At 64.9% G+C, this 17,662-nt stretch carries 16 protein-coding genes; 3 read left to right on the top strand and 13 right to left on the bottom strand.

The window, feature by feature from the left end; translation table 11 throughout:
* Positions 1-9 precede the first annotated feature (9 nt).
* The 13 genes from pgaA to GGI48_RS14160 form a co-directional block, all read right to left on the bottom strand.
* Complete coding sequence (gene pgaA, locus GGI48_RS14100) at positions 10-2,496, bottom strand: poly-beta-1,6 N-acetyl-D-glucosamine export porin PgaA (RefSeq protein WP_179598828.1); 2,487 nt, start codon at positions 2,494-2,496, stop codon at positions 10-12.
* Between the two features lie 305 nt (positions 2,497-2,801).
* Positions 2,802-4,304: a YdgA family protein gene (locus GGI48_RS14105; protein ID WP_016966108.1), complete on the bottom strand. Its 1,503-nt coding sequence runs from the start codon at positions 4,302-4,304 to the stop codon at positions 2,802-2,804.
* A gap of 197 nt (positions 4,305-4,501) precedes the next feature.
* A complete protein-coding gene (locus tag GGI48_RS14110) occupies positions 4,502-5,137 on the bottom strand; it encodes a hypothetical protein (RefSeq protein ID WP_016966109.1) in 636 nt (211 codons plus the stop codon).
* A 93-nt stretch (positions 5,138-5,230) separates the two neighbouring features.
* Positions 5,231-6,679 (bottom strand): efflux transporter outer membrane subunit, encoded by a 1,449-nt coding sequence (locus GGI48_RS14115; protein ID WP_179598830.1) that lies wholly within the window; start codon positions 6,677-6,679, stop codon positions 5,231-5,233.
* On the bottom strand, positions 6,676-7,566 hold the full coding sequence (locus tag GGI48_RS14120) for an HlyD family secretion protein (RefSeq protein ID WP_179598832.1): 891 nt from the start codon (positions 7,564-7,566) through the stop codon (positions 6,676-6,678). Before GGI48_RS14120 ends, GGI48_RS14115 begins: the two co-directional genes overlap by 4 nt.
* Positions 7,563-7,772 (bottom strand): DUF1656 domain-containing protein, encoded by a 210-nt coding sequence (locus tag GGI48_RS14125; RefSeq protein WP_011058538.1) that lies wholly within the window; start codon positions 7,770-7,772, stop codon positions 7,563-7,565. The genes GGI48_RS14120 and GGI48_RS14125 overlap by 4 nt, the downstream gene beginning before the upstream one ends.
* Entirely contained in the window at positions 7,769-9,856 is a 2,088-nt protein-coding gene (locus GGI48_RS14130) for an FUSC family protein (protein ID WP_179598834.1), read from the bottom strand. Before GGI48_RS14130 ends, GGI48_RS14125 begins: the two co-directional genes overlap by 4 nt.
* Positions 9,853-10,281: a MarR family winged helix-turn-helix transcriptional regulator gene (locus tag GGI48_RS14135; protein WP_016967883.1), complete on the bottom strand. Its 429-nt coding sequence runs from the start codon at positions 10,279-10,281 to the stop codon at positions 9,853-9,855. Before GGI48_RS14135 ends, GGI48_RS14130 begins: the two co-directional genes overlap by 4 nt.
* 142 nt (positions 10,282-10,423) lie before the next feature.
* On the bottom strand, positions 10,424-10,705 hold the full coding sequence (locus GGI48_RS14140) for a type II toxin-antitoxin system RelE family toxin (protein WP_103740982.1): 282 nt from the start codon (positions 10,703-10,705) through the stop codon (positions 10,424-10,426).
* A complete protein-coding gene (locus tag GGI48_RS14145; RefSeq protein ID WP_103740990.1) occupies positions 10,695-10,940 on the bottom strand; it encodes a type II toxin-antitoxin system prevent-host-death family antitoxin in 246 nt (81 codons plus the stop codon). Before GGI48_RS14145 ends, GGI48_RS14140 begins: the two co-directional genes overlap by 11 nt.
* Positions 10,941-11,004: 64 nt before the next feature.
* Positions 11,005-11,250 carry a DUF2789 domain-containing protein gene (locus GGI48_RS14150; RefSeq protein ID WP_016967889.1) on the bottom strand — a complete coding sequence of 82 codons (246 nt, stop codon included), beginning with the start codon at positions 11,248-11,250 and terminating at the stop codon, positions 11,005-11,007.
* 14 nt (positions 11,251-11,264) lie between these two features.
* Positions 11,265-11,726 (bottom strand): aminoacyl-tRNA deacylase, encoded by a 462-nt coding sequence (locus tag GGI48_RS14155; RefSeq protein ID WP_016967891.1) that lies wholly within the window; start codon positions 11,724-11,726, stop codon positions 11,265-11,267.
* A 108-nt stretch (positions 11,727-11,834) separates the two neighbouring features.
* Positions 11,835-13,445, bottom strand: coding sequence for a glycosyltransferase family 39 protein (locus GGI48_RS14160; protein ID WP_179598836.1), 1,611 nt, complete (start codon positions 13,443-13,445; stop codon positions 11,835-11,837).
* Between the two features lie 330 nt (positions 13,446-13,775).
* Between GGI48_RS14160 and GGI48_RS14165 the strand changes: the two genes are divergently transcribed.
* The 3 genes from GGI48_RS14165 (at position 13,776) to GGI48_RS14175 (ending at position 17,645) form a co-directional block, all read left to right on the top strand.
* Positions 13,776-15,968 (top strand): outer membrane assembly lipoprotein YfiO, encoded by a 2,193-nt coding sequence (locus GGI48_RS14165; RefSeq protein ID WP_179598838.1) that lies wholly within the window; start codon positions 13,776-13,778, stop codon positions 15,966-15,968.
* Positions 15,938-16,693 (top strand): DUF3142 domain-containing protein, encoded by a 756-nt coding sequence (locus GGI48_RS14170; protein ID WP_179598840.1) that lies wholly within the window; start codon positions 15,938-15,940, stop codon positions 16,691-16,693. Before GGI48_RS14165 ends, GGI48_RS14170 begins: the two co-directional genes overlap by 31 nt.
* Before the next feature lie 262 nt (positions 16,694-16,955).
* Positions 16,956-17,645 carry an NYN domain-containing protein gene (locus GGI48_RS14175; protein ID WP_179598842.1) on the top strand — a complete coding sequence of 230 codons (690 nt, stop codon included), beginning with the start codon at positions 16,956-16,958 and terminating at the stop codon, positions 17,643-17,645.
* Positions 17,646-17,662: the final 17 nt, after the last annotated feature.

Consider the following 17,662-nt stretch of genomic DNA (forward strand, 5'->3'; position numbering starts at 1 on the left):
CGCTCGTCTCTAGAAACGATAGGTAAGGTCGACCGCCAGACGCAGATCGGTTTCCCGATTGCCGTCGTAGGGTCGGTTGATCACGCTCAAGACCCCGGCGATATCGAACACGTCATTCCAGCTGTAGCGCTGGCCGTAGCTGAGCAACCCCACCGCGCCGGTGGAATAGCCGCGCTCGCTGTAAGTCCCGGCACCGGCCTGGAACTGCTGGCTCCAGGAGGTTTGATAACGGTGATAGAGCACGTGGTTGACGGTAACCGTGGGCAGCACGCTGAGATCCGCCTCGGGGTTGAAGTAGGGCGTGTCTTGCAGGGTGTTGTGGCTGGCGCCCACTTCCAGGCCGAGGTCGACCTGCACCTTGGGTGAGCGGTAGACCCCTTCACGACCGGTGAGCAGCGCCTCGAAACGGTTGTTGCCGTCGCTGAAATGCGACGGGCTGAGGGACAGTTTCCATTCCCGGCTTTCATTGGCCCGCCAGCGCAGGAAGGCGCTGCCGCCATTGGCGCTGATGTCACTGTTCAGCGCCCGCAGCGGGGTGTTGGCCGAGAGGTAATCGAGGCTGCCGCCGTATTGCCAGTGATCGTCGATGTCGCGGGCCAGGGACACCCGGGCACCGGTCTTGTCGCCGTAGCCGTAGGAATGGTTGGAAACTTCGGCTTCCAGGGTCATGTCGCGGGTGCGCCGCTCCACCCCCAGGACCTGCCAGCGGTGGTGGCCGATGCCTTCGGGGAAGTCGCCCATGGCGTAGCCGACCCCGCCGAACAGGCGCCAGTCCTCAGCAATCGGCGGCGTATAAAGCCGGCTTTCGATGCCGAAATCCCGGCTCCCGGCCACTGCGCCGGCACCGCTGCTACCGCCGCCGTAGCTCTTGCCGCCGTAGGTCGAGACGCGCAACTCGGCCATGTCATGCACTTCGCGCTCACGGGCCAGGCGCTGCACCTGGCGGCTTTCCGGAAAGCGCTCGAGCACATCGTCGGTCAGGGCATCCAGTTGCCGCCATTCCTGCAGATCCAGGGCGGTGTGTGCCTGGGACACTTCCAGGCTGACATCCCGGGGGGCCACGCTTTCGGTTTCCTTGAGCAGGTTTTCCGACCGCCGCGGCCAGTCGCGCACCCGATACAGGTCGGCCTGGGCCAGGCGCACGCTGATATTGCCCGGAGCCTGCTCGGCCAGGGCCTCCAGCCGTTGCTCGGTGCCCGGCAGGTCCGCCCCTGAAGCGCCGGCCACACCGGCTTGGGCCGCCAGCAGTTGCGCATCGACCCAGTCGTCGTTGGGGTCGCCCACGGTTTGGCCGGTGAGTTGAATCCGCCGTGGCGTGCTGTCGGCCAGGTCATTGGCGAGTTTCAGCGCTTGCTCCGGCTGTTCGCTTTCCAGCAGCGCGTAATACAGGGCGGTGGTGTCTTCCAGACGGTACGCGGCATCGCCATCCGGGGCCGACAGGACGCGTCGGTACAGGTCAGCGGCCATTTCCGGCTGGCGCTGGTCGAGGTAGGAAGCCGCCACCCAGCGCAGGGCATACGGGGGAATGGCCACACCGGCCGCGCTGAGCTGCTCATATTCGCTGATCACCTCCGCGGTGCGCGCCCGGGACTTGAGCGCCCCCAGCCGGTCGATGCGCCAACGGTTCAGCTCGTCTTGGGCCTGGGGGTCCTTGCCCCAGGCGGCAAACAGCGCGTCGTAGTCGGCCAGGGCGCGGTCGGCCACCACGAACCGCTCCTTTTCACCACGGCTGGCCAACTCCGACAGGCGCACCCGTTCGGCCGCCAGGTCGGCCTGGATCCGCCGCTGAATGAGCGGATCGATCAGCCCCGGATGCTGTTGGGCCAGGCGCAGGGCCGGCTCCGGCAGGCGCGCCCGTTGCAGGGCGTAGATGTATTCACGCTGGACCTCGGGCTTGTCGCCGGCGCGCACAAAGGCCTGGTCGTACTCGGCCAGGGCATCGTAGGGCTGATTGGCCCGGGTCAGTGCGTAGCCCAGCGCCAGACGCCGCGAGGAATCATCGGGCTTGGCCGCCACCAGAGCCCGGGCCCGGGCCACCGCCTCCGCCGGTTGGCCGGCATCGGCCTGGGTCAGGGCCAGGCCCAGTTGCAAGTCGGCATTCTGCGGCTCGCGCTCCAGGGCCTGGCGATAGAGCCGGGTGGCGTTATCAAACTGCTTGAGGTTGCGATAGGCCCGGGCCGTGGCCGTCAGCGCCTGCAGCGCCAGCGCGCGGTTGCGCCCCTGGGTTTCATAGACCTGCACCACCTCGGCGTCGAGCCCGGCCCAGCTGGCGATCTGCAAATGATCACTGACCAGCCCATTGTTCAAGGCACTGTCCGGCACCTGCCGCAGGTGGTTGAGTGCCGGGGCATAACTGCCGGCCCGGGCCTGGATGATCAACTGATCATAGGCGGCATCGGCCCAGGCCCCCCCGGACCAGAGCAGTTGGCTGCACAGCGCCAGCCCCAAAAGCGGGCGCAGACCACAATGGCGGGCGGGATGAGCAGTACGTGGCATTTCGTCAGCATCCTTACATAGCAAGCCGGAGCTCTGCCCGACCCCTCGCCCTTGCGGACGTCAGGTAGCGGCAACACATGACCCGGCAAAGCTTTCCGGGACATTCTTCCACGAAGGGTAGTCGAGAATTTGAAACGCCATCTTTATTCAGAATCGGTTTTCAAGAGCTGCGCAGACACCGCGTCAGACGCAGTCGGCGTTGGTCCGGCGCAGCCATGGGCGGCAGACAGCACAACGCCCGGGCTGTGTCACACAGCACCGGGCGTTGAAGGGGTCAGGGGCGGGCAAAGCGCCCCTTGATGGACTTATTGCAGGGCGCCAGCGCCGCCCATTTTGCTCATGACAAAGCCCACGAACTGTTCAACGCTCATCTTCTGGCCGTTGAAATTCACTTCGTTGTTGGCGTAGTGCAACGCCGACACCACGTTATTACCTTCCAGCTTGGCCAGTTGAGTGGCCAGGGCCATGGCGCTGAGCATTTCCGCGGTGGCGGCGCTCTGCTCGGCAATCTGCTTGGCATCGGTCTGGCCTTCGGCCTGGGCCTGCAAGGCGGCGACATCCGCCAGCATCGGCTTGGACAGCGACAGCTTGGCGTCCAGCTGGCTGATCAGTTGCTTGCCCAGCTCGGCCGGCGGCAGTTCCAGGCTCTGCGGCTTGGCCAGGTCCAGGCTCAGGCTGAAGCGGCTTTCGCCACCGGCGGTCTTGAATGCCAGGCTTTCCAGGGCGATCTGCGGCTTGGCCTCCAGGACCTTGTTCACCGCGGCACGCACCTTGACCTCTTGAGCTTCGCTCATTTGCAGCTCCGGCGCCGGCTCGCCCTCGGCAGTGGCCGCGGTGGCCGCCTGCTGATACGGCTGCAGTACGGTCTGGTAGATCTGGAGCAGATCGAGCATGCCCTGGCTGTCGAGGTTCTTCATGCTCCAGAGCATTTCCGCCGAACCCACGGCCTTGCCGTCGAAGGTGATCTCGCCGACCCGGTAGTCCGCACGCCCGGCCACGGTGCTGCCGGTTTCTTCGCTGAAGGTCTTCTGTTCGAAGTTCTTCAGGGTCAGCACCGACTGCTTGTCACCAAAGGTGGCCTTGGTGCCGGTCAGTTCCAGGGTGTTCTGCCCCAGGTAGTAGCCAAAGCTGCTCTTTTGCAGGTTGCTGGCCAGGGTCAGGCCGTTGATTTCCAGCTTGCCCGGGGCTTTGTCCGGCGAGTTGAGCGAAAGGCTCAGGCTGTCCATGTAGCCATCAACCTTGGCCTTCTGGCGGTTGTCGCTGACGCTGAAAGTGGAGTTCAGGCCGGAGAACTTGAGACTGCTCTGCTCATCCAGGGCCAGCTCCACCGGTGCGAAATCCAGGGTGCCTTCGGCGGACAGGTCGTAGCCAACGTTGACCACGCCCTTGAAGGGGGCCGCGCCCTTGGTGGCGGCAAACCATTTGTCGGTCTGCGGGCTCTTTTCCAGTTCGTAATGGCTGGCAGCCATGACTGGCAGCCACTTGAGGCGGATCAGGCGCGAGAAAGGCAGCGGACCGTGCTCGATGTGATCGGCAATCAGCAGCTCCAGATCGCCGCGGAACACTTCACCCTGGCCCTTGAGGCGGTAGCGGGCATTGCTGCTGAACACGCCACGCTCCAGGGACACCAGCTCCAGAGTGGCGGTGGCGTCATAGCCGATCAGCGCCGCTTGCAGTTCCTTGTTGCTTTCGATCACCTGCTGCTGCAGGACCCCTTCCAGCTTGGTGCCGGTGTACCAGGCGCCGCCGGCACTGATGGCACCTACTGCGACGACGATTCCTAACAGTACGCCTGCTGATTTATTCATGTCTGACCCGATCAATATCCGTTGTTTGAAGGTGTGCTGGTCTTCCCTGAACCCATGAAGGGTCGCGGCTCGACTCCGCGTAAAACCGGCGCAGATTACCACTGGCGGCCCGCGCGAGCCCAACAAAAGAGAAACAGCGGCAAGCCTCAAGCGCCAAGCCGCACACTGGAGGCAGCGTGCGGCTTGAGGCTTGAGGCTCAGGAGTATTCGAGTTCCAAGGCATCGAGTTGATGATCGAAGCTCTTGAGGCGGGCGCTCCAGGTGTAGACCAGCACTTCGAAGTCGCGATCGATCACCGCACTGTTGCCCCGGGACTCGCCCCGGGGGTCGCAGAAGTCCAGTTGGTAGCGCTCGCGGGCCATGGCGGTGGCGACGTCCGACAGCTCCCGGGCATTGCTCAACCAGTGGTGGCCGTCGTCGGCTTGCTTGTCGAGCAACATGCACTGTTTCTTCAGGGCCTCCAGGCTCTTTTCCAGCGGGGTGCCGGTCAGCTCGCCCATGACTTCGGCGAAGGTCCGCCCCGGTTGCCAGTAACTGCCCCAGAAGTAGCGGTCGAATACGGTTTCGACCCGGCGCAGGGCCACCTTGGTGTCCCAGATCACCACCAGGGTCTTGCTCTGTTCGAGCTGTCTTTTCTTGATTTTCTGGCCCTGGAAGGAGGCCCAGGCCACCACGCCGATGGCCATCACGGCGATCAGCGCGCTGGCGCTGTCGAGGAACACCAGGGCCTTGTCGATCTGGTGGGCCAGCATGATGCCGTAGAAGTAGGTGGCAGAGAGCAGCACCAGGGCGCAGAGCGCACACCAGAAGCCCGGAGCATAAGGGTTTTTCATTATTGGAATCCCCATGACCATCACATGCTTTGACCGGTTGGAAAGCACATGGCACATGGCACTTTTCCAACTGATCAAAGCATAGCAACGGCCTCAGGGTTGCGCGTGTTCCGGGCCTTGCGTTCGTCCGCTTTCCCAGCCACCGCCCAGGGCCAGGAACAGATCGATCTGGCTCATCGCCACCTGGGTGTTGGCCGCCGCCAGTTGCGCGCGCATGTCGGTGTAGGTACGGGTGGCTTGCAGATCGGCGAGGAAGGACGCGCGGCCGGCCTGGAAGAAGCGGTGGGTCTGATCCGCCGCCTGTTGCGCCGACTGCTCGGCATCCGCCAGTGCCTCGCGGCGTTGCAGCTGCGCGCTGTACTGGGCCAGACCGGTCTGGGTTTCGCGGATGGCGTTGAGCACCACCCCATCGAAATGCGCCAGGGCGCCCTGGCTCGCGGCCTCGGCCTCATGAATGCGCTCGCGGGCGCCGTTGGCCGGCACGCTCCAGCTGATCAGCGGACCAAAGCCCCAGCGGTTGGTGGAGGGCTTGCCGAGGTTGTCGAGGATGCCCACGGTGCCGACCGTCGCGCCAATGCTGATGTCCGGGTACAGGGCCCCGGTGGCCACGCCGATGCGCGCGGTGGCGGCGGCCAGTTGGCGCTCGGCCTGCCGTACATCGGGACGACGCTTGAGCAGCGCCGCGCCATCGCCCACCGGCAACAGTTGGGCGATGTGCGGTAACTCGGCGCAGGTGCCGGTGCCAGCGGGCAGTTGATCCAGCGGTTTGGCCAGCAGCATCGACAGGCGAAACAGCCCCGACTGGCGCGCGGCTTCATAGCGCGGCAGCTCGGCGCGCAGGGATTTGAACTGGGTCTGGGAGCGGGTGACCTGGGTTTCGTCGCCGCGCCCGGCATCGCGCAGGCGCTGGGTCAGTTCGGTGCTCTGGGCTTGCAGGCGCAGGGAGTGCTCGGCGATTTCCCGCTCTTCGTTGGCCCCGCAGACCTGGGTGTAGGCCCGCACCACATCCGCCACCAGGGTGATGCGCGCGATATCGGCCGCGGCCTGGGTCGCGTCGGCATTGGCCTGGGCCGCTTCGATGCCGCGTTGCAGGGTGCCGAACAGGTCGAACTGGTAGGAGGTGCTGATGGACAGGTTGCCGACGTTGGCCACCGGCACTTTTTCCGGCAGCAGGAAGGCCTCGCCGGATTCCTGCAAACGCTCGACCCCGGCCTTGACCCCACCGCTCCAGCCGCCAGCGGCCTGGGCTTCATCCACCTGGGCCCGGGCACGGGCCAGGTTGGCTGCCGCCACTCGCAGGTCGGTGTTGGAGGCCAGGGCCTGTTGCACCAGCTGGTCCAGGCGCGGGTCCTGGTACAGCCGCCACCAGTCGGCGGGCACCGGCGCCGACACCACATTGGCGCCCTTGGCGCTCAACTCGCCCTGCAAGTCCTGGCGTTGCAGCGCCGCGTCCTTGGGCAGCCGGTAGTCCGGCCCGACCATCTGGCAGGCCGAGAGCAGCAGGCCGAGCCCGGCCAGGGCCAAACGTGCGCCGTGCTTCATTGCCCGGGCTCCCGCTTGGCCTGATCGTCGAGGATCGACACCGTGGCGGTGCGCCCGGCGATCATGCGAAAGTCCGCCGGCACGTCATCGAAGGCAATGCGCACCGGAATCCGCTGGGCCAGGCGCACCCAGCTGAAGGCCGGGTTGACGTTGGGCAGCAGGTTGGAGCCGCTGCTGCGATCACGGTCCTCGATCCCGGCGACGATGCTTTCCACATGCCCGCGCAGCCGCGCGCGGTCGCCGATCACGCGGATATCCACGGCCTGGCCGACATGGATGCCATCGAGCTTGGTTTCCTCGAAGTAACCATCGATATGGAAGGAATTGCTGTCCACCACCGACAGCACCGGCCGGCCGGCGGTGACGAATTCCTGGGTACGTGGCGCACGGTCGTTGACGTAGCCATCCACCGGACTGCGCACCACCGAGCGGTCGAGGTTGAGCTGGGCGCTGTCCACCGCCACCTGGGCCTCGGCCAGCGCCGACTGGGCGCGGGCTTCGCGGGACTGGCTTTCTTCCAGTTGCTCGCGCGGCACCAGATTGCCCAGGCCACGGTTGCGCTTGGCCTCGCGCTGGGCCTGGGCCAGGGTTTCCTGACGGTCGGCCAGGGCCGCCTTGGCCTGGCGCAGGGCCAGCTTGAAGCGGTCCTGGTCGATGCTGAACAGCACCTGGCCGCGCTTGACCAGCTGGTTGTCGCGCACCGGCACCTGCTGGATCAGCCCGGACACATCCGGGGCGATCTGCACGATGTCGGCACGGATATGCCCGTCCCGGGTCCAGGGCGCGAACATGTAGTACATCACCATGCGCCAGACCACCACGACCGCGAAGGTCACCACCAGTAACGTCAGGACCACACGGCCAATGGTCAATAAGGGTTTTTTCATGTCATCAGGTATCGACTGAGAGAGTCCACCGCGCCCAGCAGCAGCGCGTAAAGACCGACGTTGAACAGCGCCCGGTGCCAGACCAGACGATAAAAGTGCAAGCGCGTCAGCACCCCGTGCACCAGCAGGTACAAGCCATAAGTGATGCCCATCAGCACCAGCAGCGTGGGCAGGAACACCCCGCTGATATCCAGATCACCGATCATAAAGGCGCTCCATCGATGCCATGGGGAAGGGGTTGTTCAAGCTCGCCGGTGGCGACGAATTCCACCCCCGGCAACAGCGCCAGGCGCAGGCCGCTGAGGGCGTGCAACAGGTGCAGGCGGGTTTCGTCGTCGCCTTGCAGGCCCTGGCTGCCCAAGGCGCGGCGGGTGCGATCGAGGGTCATCAACAGGGCGCCGGGCGCCGGCAGGCGTTCACCGGCCTTGAGACAAGCCTTGAAGTAGTCGCCAACCTCGGCCACCACCTGGCGCAGCAGGCTCTGGGCCACGCCCTGCACCCGCGGCGCGTAGGCCAGCAGGTCCAGCACGTTGAGCGCCACGCGCAACTCGCGCAGGGCGGCGCCGGTGTCCTGGCCGGTGATGGCCAGGCGCGGCAGGTGCTGCATCAGCCGGTCGAGCATCTGCGCGGCCATGTGCCGGTGCTCGGCCAGGGTCGCCGGCTCGGAAAGGCTGACAATGTCGCGCCAGCTGAAGCGGGTCAGGCGCTTGGCCGCCAGCTCCGAGCCGAACGGCCGGGCGATCAGGGTCCAGACAAAGGCGAACAGCAGGCCCATGGGCCCGGCCAGGTTGGAGTTGGCAAAGCTCAGGAAGTCCGCGTCGTAGGCACCCTGGATGCTGATGAAAGACGAGGTGTTGACGATGGTCAGGAGCATGCCCAGGTAGAACCGCGGCTGCACCGTCAGGGTGCCGACGCAGATAAAAGGTACGGCGAAGGCCAGCACCAGCATCGGAAAGTCGTGCAGGTTGGGCAGGATCAAAAACAGGTAGAGGCTGGCGAACAGTACCGACATCGCGGTCCAGAAGAAGAACCGATAGATCTGCGGCGCCGGGTCGTCCATCGAGGCGAAGAAGCTGCAGGCCACCGCCGCGAGGATCACCGCGCTGCCGCCGTCGGTCCAGCCCAACAGGATCCACAGCACCGAGGCGACGATGATCGCCAGCACCGTCGAGCCCGCCGAATACAGCATCAGCCCGCGGTCGAGAAACGGCGTCAGCCGGCCCAGGCGCCAATGCCGGTAGACCGCGCGCCAGGTGTCCTGGCTTTCGCACTGGATGGCGTGCTGCAGGCTGCGGCAGTCCTGCCAGAGATCGATCCACTCGCCGAGGCGATACAGGGCATTGGAGAACAGCAACTGGCGCCGGTCATCCAGGGCTTCGGCGCTGGGCTGCAGGGCTTCAAGCTCGCTGCGCAGGGCTTGCCAGTGCTCCACCGAGGCGTCCCGGGCGGTGCCTTGCAACCAGGCCTCGGCCTTGGTCAGCAAGGGGGCAAATTGCGCCACCAATTCGGGGGTGCGCCGCTCCAGGGCATACAGGGCGTCATCCAGGGCATCCACCACTGGCAGCAGGTGGATCATCCGCCCGCGCAACTCCTTGGTGTTGCGCACCGTCTGTGGCCGGGCGCCTTCGTGGGGCAACTGGCCGATCATCAACTCCAGGCTGTTGAAGGTGGCCACCATCGATGTGCGCAAGGCGCTGACTTCTTCGGGCTGGACGTTGCGGGCCAGGAAGCGCTGGCTGTAGAGCGCGGCATCGGCGAACCACTTGCCGGCGGAATCGACGAACACCGGGGCCAGCCGCCGGGGCCAGAACAGGCTGCCGATGACCGCCGCGCAAATGATGCCGAGGAAGATTTCCTCGGTGCGCGCCTCGGCCACGTCCCACACCGCCAGGGGGTTGTCCACCACTGGCAGGGCAATCAGCGGCAGGGTGTAGCCGGCCAGCATCAGCGCGTAGTTGTTGGCGGTGCGCAGGTGCATGGACAAAAACAGCAGGATCCCGGTCCACAGGGCGATGATCAGCACCAGCACATAGGGGCTCTGCACGAACATCGGCACCAGCAGCACCGCCGCCGCCGCGCCGAGGAAGGTGCCGATCGCCCGGTACAGCGCCTTGGAACTGGTGGGGCCGACAAAGGGGCTGGAGACGATGTACACCGTGGCCATGGCCCAATAGGGCCGGGGCATCTGCATCAGCATGGCGATGTACAGGGCGATCATCGACGCGGCGAAGGTGCGCACGCCGTAGAACCAGTCCCGCGCCGGGGGCATGCCGGTAAAGAAGCCTTTCAAGATGGCAGCACCGGCACATGGCTGGCGGACTCGAAGGCGCGGATCACCCGCAGCGCCGCTTCCAGGTCGCTGCTGCTGATGCCTTCCAGGACTTCATGGCGCAGGCGCACCAACTCGCTTTCCACCGCCTGCACCAGCTCACGGCCGCTGTCGGTCAGGCTCAGGCACTTGGCCCGACGATCGTGGGGGTCTTCACTGCGGCACACGTAGCCGGCGCTGCACAGTTGATCCAGCAGGCGTACCAGCGACGGGCTTTCCATCCCCGCGGCCTGGGCCACCGTGACCTGGCGCACGCCCTCGCCCAGGCGCCCGATCATCAGCAGAGGCACCGCGCAGGCTTCGGAAATGCCGAAATTGACCAGGGTGGTCTGGCAGATCCGCCGCCAATGCCGCGACGCGACCACCATGCCGCTGCTGATGTTCATGTGGAGTGATTCAAGGGAGTTGGGCACAAGACTGTTCGCACACTGTTAGTTTGCTAACTATCAATATGGCATCGACGAATAAATCCAGTCAAGTTTTGTAACAATTGCCTGATGATGGAGATGCACGGCTTGCCGGCGAACCTCAGCGTTTCCTGGCCTGCTCGTACACGGTTCCACGCTCGCGCTTGCCTACCGCAACCACGCAAACCACGACGCGCTCTTCGATCACTTGATAAACCAATCGGTAGCCCGAAGCCTTGAGTTTGATTTTGTAGCAATCGGGAAGCCCGTGCAGGGCATCAGCGGGGATTCGCGGCACCTCAAGCCGTTCGGCGAGCTTTTTCTTGAATTGCTCTCGAAGCGTATGCCCCAACTTGCTCCATTCCTTGTGTGCCGAAGGCAGGAACTCAAGGCTATAAGTCATCCAGACTGACCGGAACGGGCGTTTCATGGCTGCGCGCGCGAACGATTTCGGCCAACTCCAGATCATCCAGGCGTTCCATCAACGCTTCGAAAACCTCGGCCGGAACCATGTAGCCCATGACACGGTTGTGATTCAGCACCGCCACTGGCCCGCCCTGGGCAGCGCTCAAGACGGCAGAAGGGTTTTTCTTCAACTCAGATACGCTGACGGCTTTGTCAGCCAGAATACTCTGCATAATCATGACCTCAATTCAGGTCGTGATTCTGGTCTAAATCGTCCACATCAACAACCACAGCTCATCAGCCCCCGCGCCCCTTCCTCAACAACACATCCAACTGATCCACCACCTCGGCCCAGTCCGCATCATCGAGCACTTCCGTGCGCAGGAAATCCGCCTGGCTCTGGCTCCAGAAGAACGCATCCGCCAGGTGCAACTCCGGTTTCAGCGGCGAATGGGTGGCGATGAAACGATCAATACTCTCCGGGTCATCGGCCAGCCCCAACTGCTTGAACAGCGCCGGCAGATTGTGGGTCGGTGCTTCCATGGTCAGGCTCCTGATCAGTGCGAGACTTCGCAAACCTCGGCGTGGGGCACCAGCTTCAGGTACTGGGCCACGCTCATGTGCACCAGATTGTGGTGGTTGCCGGCTTCCAGGTAGATGTCTTTCTGCCGGGTCAGCAGCGGGTCGATCACCACGTCCAGCCCATAGGACTCGCCCAGGGCCGGCACCGCGCCGCGCTCGCAATCATTGAACAGGTGGGCCAGGGTGCTTTCCCGGGTGATCTGCCATTCACCGCTGCCGCGCACCTTGCTGAGGTCCAGGTGACGGCTGGCCGGCAACACCGCCATCAGGTAGTGGCCGTGGTGATCGTCAAGGACCACCGACTTGGCCACCCGCTCCGCCGGCACCCCCGCCACCCGCGCCGTTTCCAGGCTGCTGGCGGAATGGGGATGGCTCACCAGATCAAACTCGCAGGCGGCTTGTTCCAGGCTGCGTTGTACGGTTCTTGCCATACGCATGATGCACCTCAGCGCCCCGCGAAGGGGACAGGACTGTGACTCCTGAAGCAAGTCTAGGTCGAGCTGCAAGACTCAAGGCCCCGAACTTCCGAACGGCACTCTGCACGCTCATTGCCCGGCGCAGGACACGCCTGTCGCCGAACCACAGAGGACAAACAGACGGGCCCGAGTACCGCCCGCGGCGAACTGACCGACCTTGTGCCAGCCCTGTGGCAACGGCGCGAACTCCTCGGACTGATCGTCCGAACCCACCAGCCAGTAGCGCCCGTTGCCCACTGGCAAGGCGCTCAACTGATCCAGGTAGACCTGCTCCGGGTGGTCGATCAGGGTGCCGAAGCCGTAGGCGTTCGGCCTGCTGGAGGCACCGCCCGGCAGCGGCGGCGTATAGAGCATCGGCTGGGCATCGGTGCGGTTGTAGTAGAGGTAGCTCAGGTACCAGAGCATGTCGCTGATCACAATGCGGTCGCCGGCGACGTAGTGCCGGTTGACGTAGTCGACCATCACGCTGATCTGATCGTTGGCGTCGACATCGACGTTGTTTTTCAGCCCCACCGCCTCCAGCCCGACAAACCCCAGCAGCAACCCCAGCGCCACCAGCCGGGCCGATTTGAGCCAGCGATCGACGAGCACCGCGATGATCATCGGCAATCCCAGGGCATAGGCGGTCAGGTAACGCTCGATAAACACCGGCGAGGCGAACGACACCGCAAACACCAGCAACAACGGCACCAGGGTGAAACTCGCCAGCAGCCCGCCAAACCGGGCAGGCGCACCGTCGCGCCAGGCCAGCCCCCCGCAGACCGCCAGCAACAGCAGCGGCATGCCCACGAACAGCACCCCGGGCAGGTTGTCGCCCTCGTCCTGGATCAACAACTGCCAGACCATCGCCGGCAGCGACGACCAGGTCACCGGAGGCTCCCAGCCGACATCGCCATTGGCCTTCAACTCGTCCATGTGCCGGAGCAGGTCGAGCAACTCCGGGACCCAGGGCAGGTACAGCAGCACGATCGCCGCATTCGTCAGCCACCAGGCCGGCCGGCCTATCAGGCGCCCGCCACCCTCGGCGCGCACGCCCGACACGGCCAGGTACAGCCAGTGCGCCAGCACGCAGAAGGCCGTGAAGTAATGGGTGTAGAAGGCCAGGGTCATCAGCAGCGCGTAGCTCACCAGATAGCCCAGGCGCGAGGGCTGGCGCAGCCAGTACACCAGGGCCAGGGTCGCCCCCAGCAGCAACAGGCCGAGCAACGCATACATGCGCACTTCCTGGCTGTAGCGCACGGCCGTGGGCAGCAGGGCCAACAGCACACCGGCGAGAATCGCCGCGCGGCGGGTCGCCAGGAGCGCCACCAGCCAGACCCCCAGCCCTACGGTGACGATCCCCGGCAGCGCGCTGAAGGTGCGAATGGAAAAGATCCCGTCGCCAAACAGTTCGATCCAGCCGCGCAACAGCATGAAATACAGCGGGGGGTGCACATCGCGGGCCGCATGAAACCAGATATCGCCCAGCGAATACTGACTGAGCACCAGGCTGGAGCCTTCGTCGCCCCAGATGGCCGCCGCGGTCAGGTCGTAAAAGCGCACGGCCGCCGCCAGCAGCAACACCGGCAGCAACCAGTACTCAAGCACCCGGCGCATCAGGCGCTGCACGCCCTGCTGCGGAGGCACGACGGCCTGCTCTTGCAAACGCCCGATCAACTCTGGCGCTCTGCGAAAATCCATTCCTTGCTCCCCATAAATTCGCATGATCTGGTCGCTCAAACCCCGACAGCATCGTCCTTTGCCGAAAAAACCGCAAAGCACAGACACAGGGGTAAAAAGCCGCTCATCGAATGTCATGTGCGGCCCCTGCCAATTGCCCACTGACCCGCATGACCCAGGATCAGGCCCGGCCATCACCGGCAATGGATGAACATAGACCGGAACACAGCAAAGTCGCGTCACAACACGGCAGATTTTCTATCCGGTCGTAGGTGCCGGTCGGCGCCTTCTGTATGATTTTCGCCACACTCGGAACCGGCCCTCATGGCTTTTCTGAATTAAGGACAATTCATGCGCAAGCTTCTGCTCTCGGCCTTGACCCTCACCGCCCTATGCTCCGGCCAGGCCCAGGCCAGCTCGGACGACATCTGCTCACCGACCTGGAAGCTCTACGCCAACCAGTTGGACAATTGCAGCAACCTGCCCTTTCTCAGCCCGGGCAACGACAGCCGGGTCAACCTGCGGCTGCTGCTGGCCGACCAGGGCAGCCTGCCCCTGACGCCCCGGCCCCTGATTCAGGGTGAAGTAGGCCTGGGCTACGGTCCCGTGCCCTTCATGCACTATCGCCTGCACCCGGCGCCGCCCGAGCTCGACCCCGACACTGGCAACCCACCCAAGCCCGGCCCCTCGCCCGCCACCGCGCAGCTCGACAGCCTGCTGCAGGCCGTGGGCCTGCGTCGCGCCAATCAGGAAACCGCCGGCGACGGCTTTCTCTCCGGAGAAGGCAGCCGCTGCCGCAGCAACTCGGACGCCAGTGCCCTGGCGTTTGTCGAGCAGCTCGACCAGGCGCCACTGAGCCCGGAAGAACGCCAGGCCCTGGCCGAGGCCCGGGTGCAACTGCTGGCCAGCTGCGACTGGAACGCCAGCGAAATGAGCAAGCTGCTGCCGGGCAACCTGAACTCGCCAGCGGCCAAGGCGTTCGCCGGCTACCTGCAGGCCGCCGCCGACTTCTACAGCGGCCGCTTCAACGAAGCCGGCAACGGTTTTGCCGCGCTCAAGGACAATCCCCAGCCCTGGCTGGCCGAAACCGCGGCCTACATGAGCCCGCGCACCCTGCTCAACCTGGCCCAGCAGAACGCCTTCGATGAATGGAGCATGGTCAATCTGGAGCATGTGGACAAAGCCGTCCTGCAACAGGCCGGCGCCGGTTTCGAGGCCTACCTGAAGACTTATCCACAGGGCCGTTACGCCGTATCCGCCAGAGGCCTGATCCGCCGTGTGCACTGGCTGGCGGGCGACACCCAGGCCCTGGCCGATGACTACGCCCAGCAACTGACCCAGGCGCCCGGCACCCCGCGCAACATGCCTCTGGACGACCTGGTGGAAGAAGTCGACTACAAACTGCTGAGCCTGCCCGAAGACCACTTCAAGGCTCCGCTGCTGCTGGCGGTCAAGGACCTGATGCGCATGCGCGGCGCTCCTTCGGCACCTCTGACCCGGGACGCCCTGCAACAGCAGAAGGCCCTGTTCGCCAGCCAGCCGGCGCTGTTCGACTACCTCCAGGCCGCTTTCAGCCTGTATGTCGAACAGCAACCGGCGGCGGCACTCAAGCAACTGCCCAGCCAACTGCCGACGCAACTGGACTACCTGAGCTTCAGTCAGCAGACCCTGCGCGGCCTGGCCCTGCTGGCCCAACAGGACTGGAAAGGCGCCGAGGCGCTGTGGCTGCAACTGCTGCCCCTGGCCCAGCAACCGCTGCAACGCGAACAGCTGGAACTGGCCCTGGCCTTCACCTACGAGCGCAGCGGGCAACTGGCCAAGGTGTTCGCCGCCGACTCGCCGATCAAGACCGCCCAGGTGCGCAACATTCTCCTGCGCCAGGTGGCCTCGCCCAAACTGCTGCGCCAGCAGGCCCAACAGGCCGACTCGCCAGCGGAGCGCAACGCCGCACGCTTTATCCTGCTGTACAAGGACCTGACTCGCGGCCAGTACGCGGCCTTCGGCCAAGACTACGAGCAACTGCCGCCCAGCCTCCCCGACGATAGCCTTGGCGCCAGCCTGGGCTATATCTACCTATTTACGCCGCCACTGCGCGACTTCCGCTGGAATGGCGCCCAACCTGAAGGGGAACAGCCGGACTACCGTTGCCCGAGCCTGGTGGAGACTGCCGCGCTCCTTGAGCGTGACCCGAAAGCGCCGACCGGGCTGCTCTGCCTCGGCGAGTTCATGCGTTTCAGCGGCTTCGACCGCATGCCCCTGGACACCCCGCCACCGGCCCAGAACCTGGGCGGCACCCAGGACACGTTCCCGGGCAAGCCGTTCTCGCGGCTCGACGGCTATCAGGTGGTGATCAACAACCCCAAGGCCAGCCGTGACGATCGCGCCTACGCGCTGTACCGAGCCATCAACTGCTACGCCTCCTCGGGCCATAACAACTGTGGCGGTGCCGGTGTCGAGCCCGCCGTGCGCAAGGCCTGGTTCCGCCAGTTGAAGACCAAGTTGGGGGATACCCAGTGGGCTCAGTCGCTGCGTTACTACTGGTAGGCAAGCGCCTGGGCTATGGCCTGCTGCTGTGGCTGTGCTGGGCAACGCCGGCCAGCGCGGCAGTGGACGCCGCCGACTACGACGCCTTCTGGCTGTGGAGCGGGGTCAAGACCCAGCCGGTGCTGGGCCAGGCCAGGACCCTGTACCTCCTCCAGGGCCAGATCAGCCGTTCGCGACGCCACCCAGCCAGCGGCGTCCAGCTCATCGCCCAGGGCCTGCCGGTGTCGCGCCTACCCCAGGAACAGGTGTGGGTGGTGTACCGCGCCCACACCCTGGCCTGGCCCGCACCGCTGTATGACCAGTTGCTGGGCCAGGTCCAGCGTTGGCAGGCCACGGGCACCCAGGTAGTGGGCATCCAGATCGATTTCGACAGCAGCACCCACGACCTGGAGCGCTATGGCCATTTCCTCCGCGACCTGCGCCAGCGCCTGCCCGCGCAGTACCGCCTGAGCATCACCGGCCTGATGGACTGGGGCAGCAACGCCGACCCGCAAGCCATCGGCCAGCTTAAGGGCGTGGTGGACGAAGTGGTGGTGCAGACCTACCAGGGCCGCCATAGCATTCCCAACTACGCAGCCTACCTGCCGCGCCTGGACCGCATGGGCCTGCCCTACAAGGTCGGCCTGATCCAGGGCGGTGACTGGCAGGAACCCCAGGCCCTGCGCGACAGCCCCTGGTTCAGGGGCTATGTGGTGTTTTTGCAGAATCCTCAGCCTGAGTCCTGAATCCGGCGCAATAAGTGCTCACAGTAATACCCATGGATGCCCTTGATCCTCGAAGCCTGCTGGGGCAAAACGGTCCCTGCGGAGTTGATGTACCAGACAGCCATTTGCCATTCCTCACTCGTCGGACAAGGATTGACCCCCACGAGTACAGGCACTAGGCTCGACCTCACAACTCAACCCCGTACGCAGAGATTAAGTTCGCTGGCCGTTGGGGTGAAAAAACCGGCCCAGGCCGGTTTTTTCGTTTCCAGGGAATGGAATAGTGCGCACGGCCTTTTTTGTCGACGGCTACAACCTGTTCTACGGGTTGCTGGCGGACACCCCATTCAAGTGGCTCGACCTGCCCGGGTTGCTGACCCATATCGTGCAGATCGAGAACCCCGCCAGCCGACTGGTCTCGGTCGACTACTTCACCTCTTCGGTCAAACCCCGGCTGGCCACCCGCGGCCGGGCCTCCAAGGAAGCACAAGACACCTACTTGCGGGCCTTGAAAGCGCGCCAGGTCAATGTGCACCTGGGTCGCCACCAGCTTGAACCGGCCAAAGCCCCGCGCTTCATCGATAAAACCGTGGGAGCTTCGCGCCAAGACACGGTGGACATCTGGAAACTCGAGGAAAAGGAAACCGATGTGCACCTGGCGATCAGCATGTATCGCCTCGCGGCCAGACAGCTGCTGCATCCTCCAGGCGAGCGCATCGAACAACTGGTGCTGGTCTCGGGGGATACCGACATGACACCGGCGCTGCGGGCCATTCGCGAGGACTTCCCGGACGTGACCCTTGGCGTGATCCTGCCTCACCGGCCACAGTACCCGCGTCCGCAACCCGGCTCCCTGAAAGCGCAGGCCCACTGGATGCGCCGGGTCGTCACCGCCGAGGAACTGCAAAAACACCAGTTCCCCGAGCGAGTCGCGACCCGCAAGGCGCCCGCGATCAAACCGGACTATTGGTGAGCCCCGACGGCAGCGGG

This window comes from Pseudomonas protegens (genome assembly GCF_013407925.2).
Classification (GTDB): Bacteria; Pseudomonadota; Gammaproteobacteria; order Pseudomonadales; family Pseudomonadaceae; genus Aquipseudomonas; species Aquipseudomonas fluorescens_AP.